Origin of the sequence: Polymorphospora sp. A560 (assembly GCF_045781765.1) — a bacterium.
In the GTDB taxonomy this organism is placed as follows: Bacteria; Actinomycetota; Actinomycetes; order Mycobacteriales; family Micromonosporaceae; genus Polymorphospora; species Polymorphospora lycopeni.
This window is the reverse complement of sequence record NZ_CP122282.1, coordinates 2291530-2309111: the sequence shown is the minus strand read 5'-3', so window position 1 is coordinate 2309111 and position 17582 is coordinate 2291530. Positions and strand designations below refer to the sequence as shown.

17 protein-coding genes and 3 pseudogenes are annotated in these 17582 nt (G+C 72.6%); 7 read left to right on the top strand and 13 right to left on the bottom strand.

The features are described from left to right. Nucleotides 1-16: 16 nt before the first annotated feature. Both QCD66_RS10520 and QCD66_RS10515 read right to left on the bottom strand, forming a co-directional pair. Nucleotides 17-646: pseudogene (locus tag QCD66_RS10520) on the bottom strand (UDP-N-acetylmuramoyl-L-alanine--D-glutamate ligase); the annotation flags it as partial. Nucleotides 647-790: 144 nt separating this feature from the next. Continuing rightward, a pseudogene (locus tag QCD66_RS10515) lies at nucleotides 791-1522 on the bottom strand (Mur ligase family protein); the annotation flags it as partial. A gap of 44 nt (nucleotides 1523-1566) precedes the next feature. On the opposite strand from QCD66_RS10515, the gene QCD66_RS10510 reads away from it, so the two are divergent. After that, nucleotides 1567-2916, top strand: coding sequence for a hypothetical protein (locus QCD66_RS10510; protein WP_375734069.1), 1350 nt, complete (start codon nucleotides 1567-1569; stop codon nucleotides 2914-2916). 21 nt (nucleotides 2917-2937) lie between these two features. Here the strand turns inward: QCD66_RS10510 and QCD66_RS10505 are convergent, their stop codons facing one another. Together QCD66_RS10505 and QCD66_RS10500 are read right to left on the bottom strand one after the other, a co-directional pair. Further along, on the bottom strand, nucleotides 2938-3984 hold the full coding sequence (locus tag QCD66_RS10505) for a hypothetical protein (RefSeq protein WP_375734068.1): 1047 nt from the start codon (nucleotides 3982-3984) through the stop codon (nucleotides 2938-2940). A gap of 122 nt (nucleotides 3985-4106) precedes the next feature. After that, on the bottom strand, nucleotides 4107-4370 hold the full coding sequence (locus tag QCD66_RS10500; RefSeq protein WP_364215135.1) for a GlsB/YeaQ/YmgE family stress response membrane protein: 264 nt from the start codon (nucleotides 4368-4370) through the stop codon (nucleotides 4107-4109). Nucleotides 4371-4559: 189 nt separating this feature from the next. On the opposite strand from QCD66_RS10500, the gene QCD66_RS10495 reads away from it, so the two are divergent. Then, a complete protein-coding gene (locus QCD66_RS10495; protein ID WP_375734067.1) occupies nucleotides 4560-5357 on the top strand; it encodes a Clp protease N-terminal domain-containing protein in 798 nt (265 codons plus the stop codon). Nucleotides 5358-5367: 10 nt separating this feature from the next. Here the strand turns inward: QCD66_RS10495 and QCD66_RS10490 are convergent, their stop codons facing one another. From QCD66_RS10490 to QCD66_RS10475, 4 genes are all read right to left on the bottom strand, one after another. Further along, nucleotides 5368-7041, bottom strand: coding sequence for a PucR family transcriptional regulator ligand-binding domain-containing protein (locus tag QCD66_RS10490; RefSeq protein WP_364215598.1), 1674 nt, complete (start codon nucleotides 7039-7041; stop codon nucleotides 5368-5370). 368 nt (nucleotides 7042-7409) lie between these two features. Next, nucleotides 7410-7835, bottom strand: a complete 426-nt coding sequence (locus tag QCD66_RS10485) for an SHOCT-like domain-containing protein (RefSeq protein ID WP_364215141.1) — start codon at nucleotides 7833-7835, stop codon at nucleotides 7410-7412. 10 nt (nucleotides 7836-7845) lie between these two features. Then, on the bottom strand, nucleotides 7846-8106 hold the full coding sequence (locus QCD66_RS10480) for a hypothetical protein (protein ID WP_375734066.1): 261 nt from the start codon (nucleotides 8104-8106) through the stop codon (nucleotides 7846-7848). Next, nucleotides 8103-8480: a DUF2089 domain-containing protein gene (locus QCD66_RS10475; protein WP_364215144.1), complete on the bottom strand. Its 378-nt coding sequence runs from the start codon at nucleotides 8478-8480 to the stop codon at nucleotides 8103-8105. Before QCD66_RS10475 ends, QCD66_RS10480 begins: the two co-directional genes overlap by 4 nt. A 151-nt stretch (nucleotides 8481-8631) precedes the next feature. Between QCD66_RS10475 and QCD66_RS10470 the strand changes: the two genes are divergently transcribed. From QCD66_RS10470 to QCD66_RS10455, 4 genes and pseudogenes are all read left to right on the top strand, one after another. Then, a complete protein-coding gene (locus tag QCD66_RS10470; RefSeq protein WP_364215147.1) occupies nucleotides 8632-9135 on the top strand; it encodes an SET domain-containing protein in 504 nt (167 codons plus the stop codon). A 140-nt stretch (nucleotides 9136-9275) separates the two neighbouring features. After that, entirely contained in the window at nucleotides 9276-9473 is a 198-nt protein-coding gene (locus tag QCD66_RS10465; RefSeq protein ID WP_375734065.1) for a hypothetical protein, read from the top strand. Next, a complete protein-coding gene (locus tag QCD66_RS10460) occupies nucleotides 9473-9886 on the top strand; it encodes a BTAD domain-containing putative transcriptional regulator (protein ID WP_375734107.1) in 414 nt (137 codons plus the stop codon). The genes QCD66_RS10465 and QCD66_RS10460 overlap by 1 nt, the downstream gene beginning before the upstream one ends. Nucleotides 9887-10111: 225 nt before the next feature. Next, nucleotides 10112-11071, top strand: a pseudogene (locus QCD66_RS10455) (M64 family metallopeptidase); the annotation flags it as partial. A gap of 390 nt (nucleotides 11072-11461) precedes the next feature. On the opposite strand, the gene QCD66_RS10450 reads toward QCD66_RS10455, so the two are convergent. From QCD66_RS10450 to QCD66_RS10435, 4 genes are all read right to left on the bottom strand, one after another. Further along, entirely contained in the window at nucleotides 11462-12403 is a 942-nt protein-coding gene (locus QCD66_RS10450) for a TrmH family RNA methyltransferase (RefSeq protein WP_375734106.1), read from the bottom strand. Between the two features lie 67 nt (nucleotides 12404-12470). Further along, nucleotides 12471-13448: a hypothetical protein gene (locus QCD66_RS10445; RefSeq protein ID WP_407567095.1), complete on the bottom strand. Its 978-nt coding sequence runs from the start codon at nucleotides 13446-13448 to the stop codon at nucleotides 12471-12473. Nucleotides 13449-13633: 185 nt separating this feature from the next. Beyond that, a complete protein-coding gene (locus QCD66_RS10440; protein ID WP_364215159.1) occupies nucleotides 13634-14755 on the bottom strand; it encodes an SPFH domain-containing protein in 1122 nt (373 codons plus the stop codon). Between the two features lie 129 nt (nucleotides 14756-14884). Next, complete coding sequence (locus QCD66_RS10435; protein WP_375736695.1) at nucleotides 14885-15325, bottom strand: NfeD family protein; 441 nt, start codon at nucleotides 15323-15325, stop codon at nucleotides 14885-14887. 92 nt (nucleotides 15326-15417) lie between these two features. Between QCD66_RS10435 and QCD66_RS10430 the strand changes: the two genes are divergently transcribed. Next, nucleotides 15418-16737, top strand: coding sequence for a serine hydrolase domain-containing protein (locus QCD66_RS10430; RefSeq protein ID WP_375736696.1), 1320 nt, complete (start codon nucleotides 15418-15420; stop codon nucleotides 16735-16737). Between the two features lie 24 nt (nucleotides 16738-16761). On the opposite strand, the gene QCD66_RS10425 is transcribed toward QCD66_RS10430, so the two are convergent. Next, nucleotides 16762-17568: a DUF3097 domain-containing protein gene (locus QCD66_RS10425; protein WP_375736697.1), complete on the bottom strand. Its 807-nt coding sequence runs from the start codon at nucleotides 17566-17568 to the stop codon at nucleotides 16762-16764. Between the last annotated feature and the right edge of the window lie 14 nt (nucleotides 17569-17582).

Here is a 17582-nt window from a genome sequence, read left to right as displayed (position 1 = left end):
GCAGGATCCGGGAAGGTCAGGCGGTGTCGGCGATTGCCTTCACGAAGACCTCGGAGCGGTGCTCGAAGTTGCGGAACCGGCCGTAGCTCGGGGCGGCCGGCGACAGCAGCACCGCCCCGCCGGCCGGGGTGAGCGTACGGGCCAGGGCCACCGCCGCGACGAGGTCCTCGGCCACCTCGGCGCGTACGCCGGGCAGGTCGCGCAGCGTCTCGACGATCCGCTCGCCACTGTCCGGGATGCCGATCACGGTCAGCTCGCGGTCGGCGAGGTGCTCGCGCAGCGGGGTGTAGTCCAGGCCCCGGTCGGTGCCGCCGACGATCACGGTCAGCGACCGCCCGTCGTACGCGTCGATGGCGTGCATCGCCGAGTACGGGCTGGTCGACAGGGTGTCGTCGACGAACGTCACCCCGGACGGGTCGGCGATCTCGGCCAGCCGGTGCGGCAGCCCGGCGAACGAGCGGGCCGCCCGGGCGAGCGTGTCGGCCTCGGCGATCACGTCGACGCCGAGCGCCTCGACGACGGCCAGTGCCACGCACAGGTTGCGGCCGTTGTGCCGGCCGACCAGCGGCAGGGCCGCACGCGGGAAGAGCGGGCGGTCGCCGGCGTGGACGTACTCGGTGCCGTCCGGCCCGACGGCCAGGTGGAACCGGTCGGCGCCGTCGACGACCGGTCCGCCGGGGCGGTCGGTGAGTACCGGCTCCCCCACCGGTCCGGGCCCGCCGACCACGGTCGGTTCGCCGGCCGGCCCGGCCACGCCGACCAGGCCACCGGTCGGCAGCGGTCCGGGGGCGACGTCGGAGCGGCCGGCGGTCAGGACCGGTCGGCCGGCGACGGCCGGCAGGGCGGCGAGTTCGGCGAGCAGGCGCTTGTCGGCACCGTTGACCACGATCGTCGCCGGGTCGTGGGCGAGCAGGTTGAGCTTGTCGCGGTAGTACTCGCGCTCGCCGCCGTGCGCGTCGAGGTGCTCGGGGAACAGCGAGGTCACCACCGCCACGCGGGGCGAGTCGGCCAGGTCGCCGCACTGGTAGCTGGACAGCTCCAGCACATAGAGGTCGGCCTCGGGCAGGTCGAGCAGGGGTACGCCGATGTTGCCGCCGAAGACGTTCGGCCGGCCGACGGCGGTGAGCAGGTGACTGATCAGGCTCGACGTGGTGCTCTTGCCCTTGCTGCCGGTGACCCCGACGGTCCGGTCGGCGTGGTCGGCCATCCACAGGGCGGTGCCGCCGGTGATCGGGATGCCCCGCTCGCGCAGCGCGACGACCCAGGGATGGGTCTGCGGTACGCCGGGCGAGCGGACCACGACGTCGGCGGCGGCCAGCTGCCCGAACGCCTCGTCGCCGCCGTGCAGCGGGGCGATCCGGGCCAGTTCGCCGTCCCAGGGCAGGGACAGGAAGTTGGCGCTGTCGTCGACGGCGACCAGTCGGGCGGGCGCGTGTGCGGCGATCGCGGTGACCGCCGCCCGGCCCTCCCGGCCGGTCCCCCAGACGGCCACCGAACGTCCGCGCAGGTCGGCCAGGCGCACCGGCATTCTCCTTCGGTCAGGGTCGGGCCTGCCTAGTATGGCGTGTGCGCAACGAACAGCTCCGGGGGATGCGTTCCTTCACCTTCCCGTCGTACTCCTTCGATCCGGACAGCGGGGTGGCGTCGTTCGACTACGCCCTCGACGGCCCCGACGGCGAGGTCCGGTTCACCGAGACGGTGACGTTCCCGCTGCCGGAGCGGCCGCCTGCGGCGGAGACGATGCTGACCTTCCACCGGGTGCTGGAGCTGCTGCACCTGCTCGCCGGGGTGAGCTACTACAAGGCGGCCGCACCGCCGTCGCTCGCGGCGCCGGCCCCGCTGGGCACGGCCGCGACCGCGCTGGTCCAGGCCGTCTACACCTGGGGCCTGGCCGAGTACGCCTACCGCAACGACCTGCCGCACGTGCTGGAGCTGGTACTCGACGTACCGGTGGGGCAACTGCCGGCGCCGACGGTGGTCGACACGTCCGACCGGCGGCCGCTGTCGGCCGTCGGTGGCGGCAAGGACTCGATCGTCAGCCTGGAGGCGCTGCGGCAGGGCGGCTTCGACCCGGTGCCGTTCTCGGTCAACCCCAACCCGGTGATCGAGTCGGTGAACGCGGCGGCCGGGCTGCCGGCGCTGGCCGCCCGCCGCCGGCTCGACCCGCTGCTGTTCGAGCTGAACAAGGCCGGCGCCCGCAACGGCCACATCCCGGTCACCGCGATCAACTCGCTGATCGCGGTCGGCACGGCGGTGCTGCACGGGCTGGGCCCGGTGGTGATGTCGAACGAGCGGTCGGCGTCCGACCCCAACCTGATCTGGAACGGTCACGAGATCAACCACCAGTGGTCGAAGGGGGTCGAGGCCGAGGGGCTGCTGCGGGCGGCGCTGTCGGAGCACGCCGGGCTGACCGAGCCGTACTTCTCGCTGCTGCGGTCGCTGTCCGAGCTGCACATCGCCCGGCTGTTCGCCCGGTTCGACCGCTACGACGCGGTGGTGACCAGCTGCAACGCGGCGTTCAAGCTGCACGACCCGAGCGCCCGGTGGTGCGGCGACTGCCCGAAGTGCCGGTTCGTGTTCCTGGCGATGGCGCCGTTCATGTCGCGGGCCCGGATCGGCGGCATCTTCGGTGCCGACCTGCTCGCCGACCCGGCGCAGGTGCCGGGCTACCTGGAACTGCTCGGCATCGACGCGCACAAGCCGTTCGAGTGCGTGGGCGAGGTCGAGGAGTCGCTGGTGGCGCTGGGGCTGCTGGCCGAGCAGGAGCAGTGGCGCGGGGCGCCGGTCGTCCGGTCGCTGATGGCGGCGGTGCCGGCGGAGGCGTGGCCGGCGGCGTCGCGTACCGACGTGTTCACCCCGGCCGGGCCCAACCACGTGCCGCCGCCGTACGCCAAGGCGTTGACCGCGCTGTTCTAGCCGGCGGTCGCGGTCCGGTGGTCAGGGGCGGCGCGGGCCGATGCCGTTCTCCGGTGTCGGGTCCACGCCGAGGCCGGACTGCACGCCGAGGAACCGGTACGTGACGCACTTCAGCGCCCACAGCAGCCAGCCGCGGTCGCCGGTCTGGATCGAACGGCCGTCGGCGTGCCCGACCGCGCCGATGAGCAGCCAGGAACTGGCGACCGAGAAGACGGTGCGTACCTCGCCGTGCGCGTCGGCCGGGGCGAGTCCGTCCGGCAGGGCTTCGCGCACGGCCCGGGCGTCGTCGTTGCTCGGATAGAGCACGGCCCGGAAGTTCACCAGGGCGTCGCTGTCGTCGGTGGTGAAGGTGGCGTGCAGCGTACGGATGCAGGGTGCCCGTTCCAGCGGCCCGTCGTCGGGCAGGACGCCGGCACAGCCGCGCCGGTCCGCGGAACTCTGCCGGGTCAGGGTGTTGCCGCCGATGGTGAAGCTCGCCTCGGAGAAGACGTCGGCGGCGGTCAGGTAGGTGGGCGTGGCACGGACCCAGGCGACGCCGAGGGTGGTCACCAGCGCCAGCGCGGCCACGGTCGCGGTGGCCGCCCGGACGGGGCTACGCAGCCGCTGCGCCATCATCAGGGCGGCGACGGCCAGCACCCCGGCGGCGACCAGTCCGATCAGTCCCCACCGCAGGCCGGTGGCCATCTGGTCGGCGCCGGCGCCGACGCCGCGCATGATCGAGGCGAACGAGGTGCCGCGTCCGGGCACGAAGACCAGGGCCACGAGGCCGGCCAGGATGCCCGCGACGATGAACGCGGCCTGGCCGATCCGGCCCGCCCGGCGGCCGACCAGCAGGCCGGTGATCAGGATCATGAGCGGGAGTGCGACGACCAGCCAGCCGGCGGTGACCATGCCGACGCCGGAGCAGCCGGTGATCCGGCAGGCGGCGCCGGCCACCGTGGCGCGGATGGGTACGGCGAACACACCGGCGAGGATCGGGCCGCCGATGAGCGCGACGAGGGCCAGCAGGCCCGGCAGCACCGAGACGTCCCGGCGCTGGCGGGGCCGGGTGCCCTTGTCCAGGTCCACCCGACCCCCCGTACGCCGTCGCGGGCGTGTCCCGCGGTGCTCGATCGGGCCCTGGTCCGGTCGTCGTGCCGCCATGATCAGGCAGTTTAGAGAATTTGATCAAGCCGGCCGGATGTCGGCGGTCAGCGGCGACCGACGGCGGCCGAGACGATGCCGACCCCGATCGCGGCGAGGGCGATCTGGATGAATAGTTCGATCCAGTCGATGCCACGGGTCTCGGCCACCCCCATCACGGTGGCCAGCAGCGTGCCCAGCAGGGCCGCGACGATCCCGACGGCGATGGTGAGCAGGAACGAGATGCGTTGCCGGCCGGGCAGGACGAGCCTGCCGAGCGCACCGACGACGGCGCCGATGATCAGTGCGGTGATGATGCCGGTGATCTCCACGGTGGTTCCTCCCGTGCCTGACTCGGCGCCGGCCCGTGGCGCGGGCCGGCGCGCGTCCCTGTATCGGCGACGCCGTCCTGTTTCCTTCCCGATCAAGAGCGTTCCGAATCCGGGTTCCGGCTCACACTGGCCCTATAACCCCAATGGGGGTATAACAGGGTTACAGGTGGGGACGAGGAGGAGCCGACCATGCCGAAGATCAACGTGTATCTGCCCGAAGAACTCGCCGAGGCGGTCCGCGAGGCGGGCGTGCCCGTCTCCGCCGTCTGCCAGCGCGCTCTCGAACAGGCCGTACGCCGGGTGACCGCCATCCGCGAGACCAGCCTCGGCGACGTCGACGGCGACGACCTCGCCGCCCGGCTGCCGCACTTCACCGCCCGGGCCCGCGACGCGCTGCGACTCGGCATCGACCGGGCCCGCGTCGACGGCTCACCCATCGTCGGCAGTGGACATCTGCTGCACGGCCTGCTGACCGAGGGCGCCAACCTCGCCCTGCAGGTGCTGCCCGCCGTGGAGATCGAGCCGACCCGGATCGCGCGCGACCTCGCCCGCGAAACCCTGGCCGAAAGCGACCCGGTAACCCCCGCCGGATCGCGGCGGTTCAGCGTGCCGGCGGCGGGCGCGCTGGAACTGGCGGTCACCGAGGCGACCGCGTACGGCCACAACTACGTCGGCTGTGAGCACCTGCTGCTGGGGTTGATCGCCGAACCCGACGGTGTCGCCGGAAAGGTCCTGCGCTCACTCGGCGCCGAACTACGGCTGACCCGCCGCGCGGTCGCCGCCGCCCTGGCGGGATACGTCCACCTGCGCGCCCAGACCGCCCAGCCGGTTCAGAACGGCGGCCCGGCCGACCGGCCGGCGCAGCAGGGCGGACCCGCCGCCGGGCCGGAGATGACGGCGGTCCTCGGCGCGGCGATCCGGCAGGAGCTGCGCCCCCTCGTCGAACGCATCGAACGGCTCGAGGAACGGGCTCGGCTGACCGGCTGATCCGCCCGGCTCAGGTGTCCCGTACGGCGTCCAGCGCCAGCAGCGCCACGTGCAGCGACAGGCAGGCGTCGACCGAGTCGAGGTCGGCGTCGAGGATCCGGGCGATCCGGGCCAGCCGCTCGTAGAACGCCGGCCGGGACAGGTGCGCCGCCGTCGCCGCCGCCGACTTGTTCCGCCCGTTCTCCAGGTACGCCCGCAGCGTGCCGAGCAACTGTTCGCGCGGATGCTTCGCGTCGTACGCCAGCAGTGCCCCCAGCTCCCGCTCGACGAACGTCTGCAGGCGCGGCTCCTCACGCAGCAGGTGCAGCAGGCCGGCCAGGCCGACGTGCGGCAGCCGGAACACCGACACGTCCCGCCGGTCGTGGCGGGCGGCGTCGGCGACCTGCCGCGCCTCGATCAGCGACCGGCGGGCCTCGCGCAGGGTGCCGACCCCCGAGCCGGCCGCGACGATCAGCCCGCCCGGGCGGGGGACGCCGTTCGCCGGCGTCGCCGGACCCACGGCGGCCGGTCCGTGGTCGCCCGGACCGCCGGTACGGGGCCGGCCGGGCGGTCCGGCGTCGAGGCGTACCCGGCGCAGCGCGGCGGCGAACGCGGACAGCGCCCGCTCCTCGTCGTCGGCGCCGCGCAACGCCAGCAGCGCCCCCACCGCCTGGTCGTCGAGGGCACTGGTCAGACCGGTCAGCCGGGCGTCCCGCATTGCCTGCCCGACGGCCTCGGCCAGGTCCCGCAGCCGGGCCTGGGCCGCCTCCGTACCGGCCTCGGCGCCGCCGTCGTCGGCCCTGAACCGGACCACCACCCCGACCAGGTGGTGGCGTTCCAGCGCGACACCGAGCGCGCGGGCCCGCAGGGCGACCTCGTCGACCGGCCGGGAGTGGTCGAGCAGGGCGGTGAGCAGCGTGCGGTGGATCTGACGCTCGAGCCCTTCGGCGTCCCGGCGGATCAGCCGCCCCAGGGCGAGGGTCGACGCGGCCCGCTCGACCAGGATCGTCAGCCGGGTCGGCGGCGGGTCGCTGCCGGACAGCTCGTTGGACCAGCGCAGCAGCAACCGGCCCCAGTCCTGCCCGCGGGCGCCGACCGTGGTCACGAGCCAGCCGGAGTCGGAGTCGTACGCGGTCCGGCCGGTCGGCTGGATCCGGCGCGAGTGCTGCTCCCAGCCGTCGAGCAGCATCTCGGCGGACTCCCCCGCGGTGTCGTACGCGAGCACCTGCCGGGACAGGTTCTCCAGCACCACCGGGCAGCCGGCCAGGGCGGCGGCCTGGTGTACGACGTCCGCCGGCTCGGCGCCCTCCACCGACAACTCGGTGAACCTCTGATGGATCTCCTCGGTCGCCCGCAGTTCGGTGAGCTGGGCGTCGACGATCAGCGCGTGGACCGCCTCGGTGATCCGTACGAACGGGGTGGCCCGACGCAGCTCGACCAGCGGCAGCCCGCGCCGCTCGGCGGCGGCGACCATCACCTTCGGTAACGTCCCGGTGAAGCGCCGGCCGAGTTCGACGACCAGGCCGGAGACGCCGACGTCGGCCAGGTCGGCGACGAAGGCACGCAGCCCGGCGTCGTCGGTGGGCAACCCGATCCCGGTCATCAGGACGAGTTCACCCCCACCGAGCAGGGTCGCGATGTCGGGCACCTCGGCGACGTGCACCCAGCGCACCGCCCGGTCCAGGCTGGCCGCCCCGGCGAGCATCCGGGGCACCCCGTGCCGCACCGGCGCGAGCGCCAGCACGTGACGGACCGTAGGGAACACCCGCTAACGGTAGCCGCCCATGATTCCGGTGATCAGGGAGTAAGTCCGGGGTGTCGCCGGCGTGTCGGGGGCCGCGGCCCCTGATCACGCGGATCTTGGAGGTTGCCGGCCGATCGCCTCGCCGACCCGAAGGCCTCCGTCGGTGACCGCGCCGTACGGGCGCGGCCACCGACGAAGCTGCCCTGGGCCCTGCTGGTTCGGCGGGTGGCTAGACTTCAGGTTGGCAGTTCACGTGCTCTGCTGTAGCGGGCGCGGCCTCGGGAGGGTGTTCCAGCACCCTCTCGAGGGTCCGTCCACCTGGACGGCGCCTACTCGCAGAAGACACGCACCTTGGCATCGGGCTGATCGACCTCCACCGTCATCTCTTCGAGGTGATCCACCAGAGCCTCGAGCTGTTCGGGCTTGAGCTGCGTCAGGTCGATCGGCACGCCCGACTTGCCCAGTTCGGCGTTGGCCTTACCCAGTGCCGGCGGCGGGATCAGGGCCGTCAGCCGGACCCCGGCCCGCAGGAGTTGCAGCGGCACCCGTACGTTGACCCGCCCCGGCACGCCGTTCTCGTCGAGGGCGTCCACCATCACCCGCAGATACCTGGCCTTGCCCTTCGGCCGGGCGTCGAGGCTCGATGCCGGCGGCGGCTCGTCCCGTTCGAGCGCGGCGATGAGCCGTTCGGCCTCCTCCGCGGTGATCTTGCCCTCGGCCAGCATGTCGAGGATGTCCTTACGCTGTTCGTTCATCTCCACGCTCCTATCTGATAGCCACGAGCACGGCCGTACGGTCGTGCTCGATGTCGAACCGGGTGCCGGGCAGGGCGGACACCACGCGCCAACCGGTGCCTAACGCCCGCACCACGCTGACGCGGTAAACGAGGCAGGCCACGGCCGCCACCAGCAGGGTCAGGACCACGACCGGCAGGAACACCAGCACCACGGGAAGCACCGGGACCCAGACCCGGACGGGACGACCGGCCGGGCGCTCGACCCGTACGGTCAGCAACTGCGGCATCATGTCCGGCTCTCCAGTTCGGACAGTGCCTGCTGCGCGGTGATCTCGCCGCGACGCAACCGATCGATGACGTCGGCCCGGGACGGCGCCGGGTCGGTCTCGACGAAGTCGAGCATCTGCGTGATCCGGTTCAGCCGCGACTTGATCGTCGGGTAGCTCACCCCGAAGATCCGCTCCATCTCCTTGATGGAGCCGTGGCACCGCACGAACGCCGTGACGAAGACCTGGTCCTCGACGCTGAGCTGAGCCAGTTGCGGTGGCTCGAACTCGCCCTCGATCGCGACACCGTTGCCGGCCAGGCGCACCCGCTCGACGACGAACGGCTGCCCCCGGGTCAGGTTCGTAAGCTCCTGCCAGTCCATCGCCTGCTCTCTCATACCTGAAACCTAGCCGTGCCGAATATTAATTTTCAAGAGGTTGATCTTAATTTTCTTAAGTTCTGCCGCTAGACCCCTTGCGGGCCGGGCGGCCAGCGCCCGGTACCCTTGGTCCGCCGGCCGGTCCAGTGCCGCGCCTGGAGGATCATCGATGCCGGATCGCCGCTACCCGTCCGACTCCTGGCTGACGCCGCGGGCCCGGGTGGGTCCGTCGCCCATCGAGGGACACGGCCTGTTCGCCACCCACGCCATCGACCGGGACGAGCCGGTCATGGCATTCGGTGGTGCGGTGCTGGACAACGCGGCACTGGCCGCCGTCCCTCCGCCCTACAGCAGCGTCGCCGTCGCGGAGGACACCAACCTGCTGCTCGATCCGGCGCACCCGGTGCGCTACGGCAACCACTCCTGCGACCCGAATCTCTGGCACCTGGACGCGGTGACGGTCGTCGCTCGCCGACCCATCCCCACCGGCGAGGAACTGACGATCGACTACGCCACGCTCACCGGCACGGAGACCTGGTCGATGACCTGCCGGTGCGGCAGCCCGTTGTGCCGGCAGACGGTCACCGGACGCGACTGGCGGCTGCCGGAGCTGCAGGACGCGTACCGGGGGCACTGGATGTCGTGGCTCGCCGAGCGGATCGCGACAACGTGACCCGGACCCGTGGCCGGCGCCGCCATACACTTCCTGGCGACCGGTGAGTGTGCAGAACGGACGGTGTCCTGTGTGTCTGACCCCGAACCGACGACGGGGCCCGCGGTGACCGAAGCCGGCGTCTCCATCCGGAGTGGACAGTGACCTTCCACGCGCTCGGGACACTCGAGATCCGGGACCGGGAGGGCACGACGGTCGCCCTGCCCCGGCAGAAACAACGCGTCCTGCTCGCCTACCTGCTGGTGCACGCCGGGCGGGTGGTGAGTTCCGACGAGATCGAGTACGCGCTGTGGGGCGAGCGACCGCCGGCCTCGGCGCGGGCCAACCTGTACTCGTGATGTCGGGTCTGCGGGCCGTGCTGGACCGGGCGACGGCCACCGGACACCCGCGCCCACGGCTGGTCTCCCGTGGCTACCGCCTGGACGTGTCGTCGCAGGAGTGCGACGCCGACGTGTTCGAGCAGCTCGTGGCCGGTGGCCGGACGGCGCTGGCCGCCGGCGACTGGGCGGTCGCCGCCGGGCAGCTCGCCCGGGGACTGGCGTTGTGGCGCGGTGACGTGCTCGCCGGCCTGGAGCCGTACGAGTGGTCGCTGGCGTACACCACCCGGCTCGAACAGGCCCGGCTGGCCGCGATCGAGGACTGGGTCGAGGCCTGGTCCATGTTGAGCCTCTTCCGCCACGACGGCGTCGCGGCGCTCGGGATCCGGTTGGAGGCGCGAATGCTCCTGTCGTTCGCGGAGCGCCCCGGCTGAGTTCGATCATCGGACGCCGCACAGGGTGGCAGTGCGGGCTACACGCCCGGCCATACGCCGCCGCGTAGGTCACCGCAGGGCGGTGTTGATCGCGTGGTACGACGGGGCGAGATCACGTGGGTGCTATGCCGGTTCGGGATTGCCGCCGGCGGGTGCGAAACCGGCATGGTGTTGACGCACCACGCGCTGTCCCCCCAGGTCACTCGAACCCCCTGGAGCGTCCGCATGCACCGACGTCCCGTACCCCTGGCCGCCGCCGCTGTCCTCGCCGCGACCCTGCTGTTCGCCTCGACGCCGCCCGCCGCGGCGGCGGCGCAGGACAGGCAATGGCGAGAGGTCTTCTCGCCCGACGGCACGATCACCCAGATGTACCTGCCCACGGAACGCGCCACGGCCATGACGCCGCAGCAGTCCGCCGCCGCCGCGGCGGCGGAGGTGATCGCCCTGCAGAACACCGGACCGTCCAGCACCCGGTTCGACATGGTCATCGTGGGCGACGGCTACACGGCGTCGCAGATGGGCCTGCTGCGGCAGCACGCCCAGACCAAATGGAACGAGATCGCCGCGACAGAGCCCTGGAACAAACACCGCGGATCGATCAACGTATGGCTGGTCAACGTGATCTCCAACCAGTCGGGGGTGGACAACGACCCCACCCAGGGCGTCCGCCGGGACACCGCACTGGACATGTACTTCTGGTGCGGCGGCATCGCCCGACTGCTGTGCCTGAACGAGACCAAGGCCAAGCAGTACGCGGCACAGGCCCCCGGCGTCGACGCGATCGTGGCGATCGGCAACAGCACCACGTACGGCGGCGCCGGTTACCCGAGCCTGTCCACGGTGTCCGGCGGCAACGCGTCCTCCGGCCGTATCGCCATCCACGAACTGGGGCACTCGGTCGGCGGGCTGGCCGACGAGTACTTCACGGCCGGCACCACGTACACCGGATCCGAGCCCCGACAGCCGAACGTCACCACCAACCCCAGCGGTACGAAGTGGGCCTCCTACCTGGGCCAGGCGACCCCGGACGGTGGCGTGATCGGCGCGTACCAGGGCGGGCACCAGTACGCGTACGGCATCTACCGGCCGTCGCAGGACTCGCTGATGCGTAGCCTGGCCAAGCCGTTCAACTCGGTCAGCCTGGCGGTGATGGACCGCGCCATCGCGGCGAGGATCAGTGGCGGCCCCGGCTGCACCGGCTACGGGAGTTCACGCACCGGCTCGCTGTCCAGCGGCGGCACGGCATACCAGCCGGACGGCACCTACTTCCACACCGCCGCCTCCGGCCAGCACCGCGCCTGCCTGGACGGTCCCGCCGGCAGCGAGTTCGACCTGCACCTGCAGAAGTGGAACGGCAGCGCGTGGGCCACGGTCGCCTCCGGCGCCACCGCCGGCGCCGACGAGACGCTGACGTACAACGGCACGGCCGGGTACTACCTGTACCAGGTCCGGTCGGTCAGCGGAGCCGGCTCCTACACGCTGGGCTACGACGCTCCCTGACCGCCGCCGCCCGGTCCCGGGCCCGCCCCGGGACCAGACACCCTTACTCCCTGATCACGCGGATCAAGAGAGGGGTCAGGTGGGGAGGGGGTCGTCGCGGCCCAGCTCCCAGAAGGCGACGGCGGCCGCGGCCGCGACGTTCAGCGAGTCGACGCCGCGCCGCATGGGGATACCGACGCGTACGTCACTGGCCGCCAGCGCCTGCCGGGACAGCCCCGGCCCCTCGGCGCCGAGCAGCAGCGCCGCCCGGCCCCGCTGCTCGGCGGTCAGCCGCTGGATCGGCACCGCGTCGGCGGCCGGCGTCATCGCCAGCACCGTGAAGCCGGCCGCGCGCACCTGCTCCAGACCGTCCGGCCAGGGCGTGAGCGTCGCGTACGGCACCGCGAACACCTCGCCCATGCTGACCCGTACGCTGCGCCGGTAGAGCGGGTCGGCACACGACGGCGACAGCAGCACCCCGTCGACACCCAGCGCCGCCGCCCCGCGGAAGACGGCGCCGAGGTTCGTATGGTTGTTGACGTCTTCGAGGATCGCGACCCGGCGGGCCGCGGCGAGCAGTTCGGCCGCCGTCGGCAGCTCGCGCCGGTGGAACGAGGCCAGCATCCCCCGGTGTACGTGGAACCCGGTCGCCCGTTCCAGCACGTCCTGGCTGGCGGCGTAGACCGGCGCGTCCCCGGTGTCGCCGAGCTGCTCGACCCGCTTCGCGTCGACCAGGTACGACCGGGGCCGGTAGCCGGCCCGCAGCGCCCGGCGCAGGACCAGCTCGCCCTCGGCGATGAACAGGCCGTGCGGTGGCTCCCAGCGGGTACGCAACTCGACGTCGGTCAGCGCACGGTAGTCGCCGATCCGCTCGTCGTCAGGGTCGGTGATCAGCTCGACGGGCACCCGCCGATTCTGCCGAACCACGACGGACCGGGCCGGGACCGGGTCGACCGTCGATGTCCGCGCTGCCTCGATCGTCTGCGGTCCAGGCGGCCGACACGCCGGGCGGGAAACACCCGAGCCGCAGACGATCATGGCACCACCGGCCCGCACCCGGGTCCACCCGGGGACGGGCCGGCAGGCGTCGACCGCGCGGGACCGGTCAGGGTGCGGCGAGGCTGCCGTGGGTGGCCACCCGGGCGGCGACGGCACTGGCCCCGGCCGCCACCGCCTCGGCCGCCACCGCGCTCGCCGCCGGCACCTTGGCCGGACCGGAGACCGCAGCGCCGGACGCCGCCGGGCCGGACGCGGCCGCCGCGCTCGCCGGCACCGGCCCGGCCTGGGCTGCGGTGGCCGGCTCCGCCTCGGTGGCGAACGGCAGCGTCGCGGTCACCGGCTCCGCCGCGGCGGGCTTCGCGGCCGCCGGCATGAGCCGCCCGGTGCCGATGGCGACACCGATGCCACCGGCCAGCGCCAGCAGCGCCCCGACCGTCTGCAGTGGACCGACGAGGAGTCCGGCGACGCCCAGCATCGGGGCGGCGAGCATCAGCAGCACCCCGTCGCTGCGGTTGAACAGCCCCGACTCGCGTACCGACCAGCCCATCACCAGCCAGCCGACGCTGAAGACGGTCGCACCGGCCAGCGACAGCACACCGGCGTCCAGCCCGTAGACCGCCGTGTCGGCGGGCAGGGTGGCGAACGGGAGCATCAGCGCGGCACCCGCGATGCCGATCATCAGTGCCGTGGCGGCGGCCCGGCGGCTGCGTGCCGACACCTGCACCCCGGCCAGCGCCACCAGCGCGACCAGGCCGAGCCAGACCGCGGCCACCCAGCCGAGCAGGTGCAGCGCGGACCCGTGTTCGAGGTACGGCGCCGGCCCGCCGTCGAGACTGCCGGCGGTGACCAGCCCGTACAGCAGGGCGTACGCCGGCGTCGCCCAGACCGCGAGGCGCACGAACCGGCGTACGGAGAACGCCCAGGTGGCGTTGGTGACCGGCTGGTTGGCCGGGGTCGACGGCGGGGCCGCGGTCAGCACCGCGAGGCCGGCGTCGAGCCGGGTGACGATCCGCAGCGGCGCCGTCCGCGCGGTCGAGGAGGACAGGAACGAGGGACGACTGTGCTTGGCGTGGTTCATGGGCACCGGGCCTTCCGCGCGGCCGGGCATCCCGCCGGTGCCCGGCACCTGCCGACCGGTCGCCTTCGGACGGTCGGCGCCGGAACCGGCACCGGCACCTGACCGGTCGTAGAAACGATCGTGACAGGTGCCGGGCGGTAACGTGACCGGTTCTCGGATATCCGTCCTGAGCTGGATGAACCTCGCCCCGGTCAGCCCTGCTCGCGGTCCGGTGTGGAGCTCTTCAGGAAGTCGGTCGCGGTCATCGGCGGCGCCGCCGGCAGACCCGGCTGCCCCGCGAGGCCAGCCTGCTGGCCGCCGCCACCCACCTGCGCCTCCGCGGCGCGTACCTCGTCGTTGACCCGCTGCGCCTCGGCGGCCGCGGCTTCGGCGGCGGCCGCCGCCTCCCGCTCGACCGCGCCGGAGTCGACCTCCTTCGACGGCGCGTCGCCGACCATCGCGCCGAGCCCGCCGAGCGCACCGCCGAGCCCCTCGAGCGCCTTGGTCAGCTCGGCCGGCACGATCCAGACCTTGTTGGCCTGACCGTTGGCGATCTGCGGCAGCGCCTGGAGGTATTGGTAGGCGAGCACCTTCTGGCTCGGGTTGGCCTGGTGGATCGCGTCGAAGACGGTCCGGATCGCCTTGGCCTGCCCCTCGGCCTGCAGGACGCGGGCCTGCCGGTCACCGTCGGCCCGCAGCACCGCCGCCTGCTTCTCACCCTCGGCGGAGAGGATCTGCGACTGCTTGTGCCCCTCCGCGTTGAGGATCGCCGCCCGCCGGTCCCGCTCGGCGCGCATCTGCTTCTCCATCGAGTCACGGATGCTCGGCGGTGGCTCGATCGCCTTGATCTCCACCCGGGTGACCTTGATGCCCCACCGGCCGGTGGTCTCGTCCAGCACCCCGGACAGGTGCCGGTTGATCTCCTCGCGGCTGGTCAGCGCCCGCTCCAGGTCGAGCGAGCCGATGACGTTCCGCAGCGTCGTGACGGTCAACTGCTCGATGGCCTGCAGGAAGTTGGAGATCTCGTACGTCGCCCGCACCGGGTCGACGACCTTGAAGTAGAGCACCGTGTCGATCGACACGACGAGGTTGTCCGAGGTGATCACCGGCTGCGGCGGGAAGCTGACCACCTGTTCCCGCATGTCGACCTTGGTGCGTACCGCGTCGATGAACGGCACCAGCAGGTTGAGGCCCGGCCCCAGGGTCTTCTTGTATCTGCCCAGTCGTTCGACGACATCCATCCGCTGCTGCGGAACGATCCGCACCGCGCGGATCAGGGTGACCACCGTGATCAGGGCGATCGCCCCGAACACGACTGCGATCACGAGTTCCATGCGCTCACCTTTTCCCAATATATGTAGGTGCGGCGCCTCCGGCACCGCCGTCATCCCCTATGTATGTAGCTGCGGCGCCTCCGGCACCGCCGTCATCCCCACCTGGTCGCGGTGCCCGCGGCACCGCCGTCATATGTCGTCGCGCCAGACCATGGCGGTCACGCCCTTGACCTCGATCACGCGGACCCGTTCACCGGGCGCGAAGGTCTGCGTCCCGTCGTACGACCGCGCGGTCCACATCTCTCCGTCGATCTTGACCATTCCACCATCGGCGTCGACCTGCTCGAGAACCAGGGCGTTCGACCCCTCGATCGCCTGCAGGCCGAACCCCTCCTGGTCGGTCTCCGCCGTCTTCTCCCGGTGCCGGCGCACGGCCGGCCGGCTGGCGGCCAGGGTCAGCGCCGACACCACCGCGAACACCAACGCCTGCACCGGCACGGAGGCGCCGAGCGCCGCCGCGCCCGCAGCGGCGAACGCGCCGACCGCGAACATGATGAGGAACAGGCTCACGGTGAAGATCTCGGCCACCGCCAGCACGACACCCAACACGATCCAGAGCACAGCTTCCACTCATCGATCGTGTCACGTAGTGGCAACAGGAGACCACTTCTGCGCGTGACGGTAACGTTGTGGGGCCGCCCGAGCCGAGGAGTTCCGCCGCCGTGTCGCTGCTACCCGAGACCGCCCGACGCATCGACAGCACCGTCGCGCGGGCCCAGGCGGACGGCCGCGCGCCGTCGCTGATCATGGCCGTCGTCCGGAACGGCACCATGGTCCACTTCGCCGGCGCGGGCGAGGAGCCGGCCCCCGACCCGCACCGCCAGTACCGGATCGGCTCGATCAGCAAGACGATGACCGCCGTACTGATCATGCAGTTGCGCGACGAGGGCCGGGTCGCACTCGACGACCCGCTGGACCGGCACCTGCCGGGCACCCCGGTCGGCACGGTCACCCTGCGGCAACTGCTCGGCCACGCCTCCGGGCTGCAACGCGAACCCGAGGGCGACTGGTGGGAACGGTCCGCCGGCACCGACCTCGACACCCTGCTGGGCAACCTCACCGCCGACAAGCTCGCCTACCCGCCGCACCGCACCTACCACTACTCCAACCTGGCGTACGGGCTGCTCGGCGGGGTGATCGAACGGATCACCGGAAAGCCGTGGGCAACCGTGCTCGGCGAACGGCTGCTCGAACCGCTCGGCCTGCACCGCACCACCTACCACCCGACCGAGCCGTTCGCCCACGGCTACGTCGTACACCCCTGGCACGAGACGCTGCGCGAGGAACCACGCACCGACACCGGTGCGATGGCACCGGCCGGGCAACTCTGGTCGACAACGGCCGACCTGGCCCGCTGGGCGGCGTTCCTCGCCGAGCCCGACCCCGCCGTACTCGCCCCCGCCACGCTCACCGAGATGACCGCGCCGGTCGTGATCAGCGATCTCGACTCGTGGACCAGCGGCCACGGCCTCGGCTTCGAGCTCTACCGGACCGGTGACCGGGTCTACGTCGGCCACGGCGGCTCGATGCCCGGCTACCTCGCCGCGCTCGCCGTGCACCGCCCGTCGCGCACCGCCGTCGTCGGCTACGCCAACGCGTACGGGCTGCGTACCGGCTCGCTCGGCGGGCTCGCCCAGGACCTGCTGACCATGGTGCTCGACACCGAACCCGAACCGCCCCGGCCGTGGCGGGCCAACACCGCGCCGCCGCCGGCCGAGGCCGCCGAACTGGCCGGCCGCTGGTGGTGGATGGGGCGCGAGGTCCAGGCGGCGTGGCGCGACGGCGAACTCGTGCTCAGCCGGATCGACCAGCCGGCCGCCACCGCGTGGCGGTTCACCCCGGAAGGCACCGACCGCTGGCGCGGCCGCTCGGGCAGCAACGACGGCGAGATCCTGGCCGTACGCCGCGACGCCGACGGCACCCCCCGGGCCCTCGACATCGCCACGTTCGTCTTCACCCGCGACCCCGACCGGCTGGCCTGACGCCGAGCCGGGGGTCCGGCGCTGTCAATCCTGCGGCACGGTCACGAAGTCGATCAACCGCTCCATGGCGTTGATCAGCGGCGTCTCCACGTCGTGGAAGCTGTCCACCCGGCTCAGGATGTGTCGCCACATGTCGGCCGGCTCGGCCACCCCGAGGGCGGCGCACACGCCCTCCTTCCACGGCCGGCCCGGCGGCACCTGCGGCCACGCCCGGATACCCACCTTCGCCGGCTTCACCGCCTGCCACACGTCGACGTACGGGTGACCGGTCACCAGCACGTACGGCGATGTCACCGCGGCCACGATCCGGCTCTCCTTCGACCCCGGCACGAGATGGTCGACGAGCACCCCCAGCCGCCGGTCCGGACCGGGCCCGAACCGGCGTACCTCGGCCTCCAGGTCGTCGATGCCGTCCAGCGGCTCCACGACGACGCCCTCGATCCGCAGGTCGTCGCCCCAGATCCGCTCGACCAGCGCCGCGTCGTGGATGCCCTCGACCCAGATTCGGCTGGCCTTGGCCACCTGCGCCCGTACGCCCGCGACCGCCACCGACCCCGAGGCGGTCCGCCGCCGGGCGGCCGGCGCCGCCGCCGAAGCCGGCCGGCGCAGCGTCACCGGGCGGCCGTCGAGCAGGAACGCCGCCGGCAGCAGCGGAAAGTTGCGGCGCCGCCCGTGCCGGTCCTCCAGTACCACGGCCCCGGACTCGAACCCGACGACCGCGCCACAGAACCCGGAATCGGCGTCCTCCACGACAAGGTCGGGCTCGGCGTCGACCTCCGGCGTCACCCGCCGTCGCCGCCAGTCACCCGCCAGCACGTCCTCCCCATACATCCCGCCGACGCTAG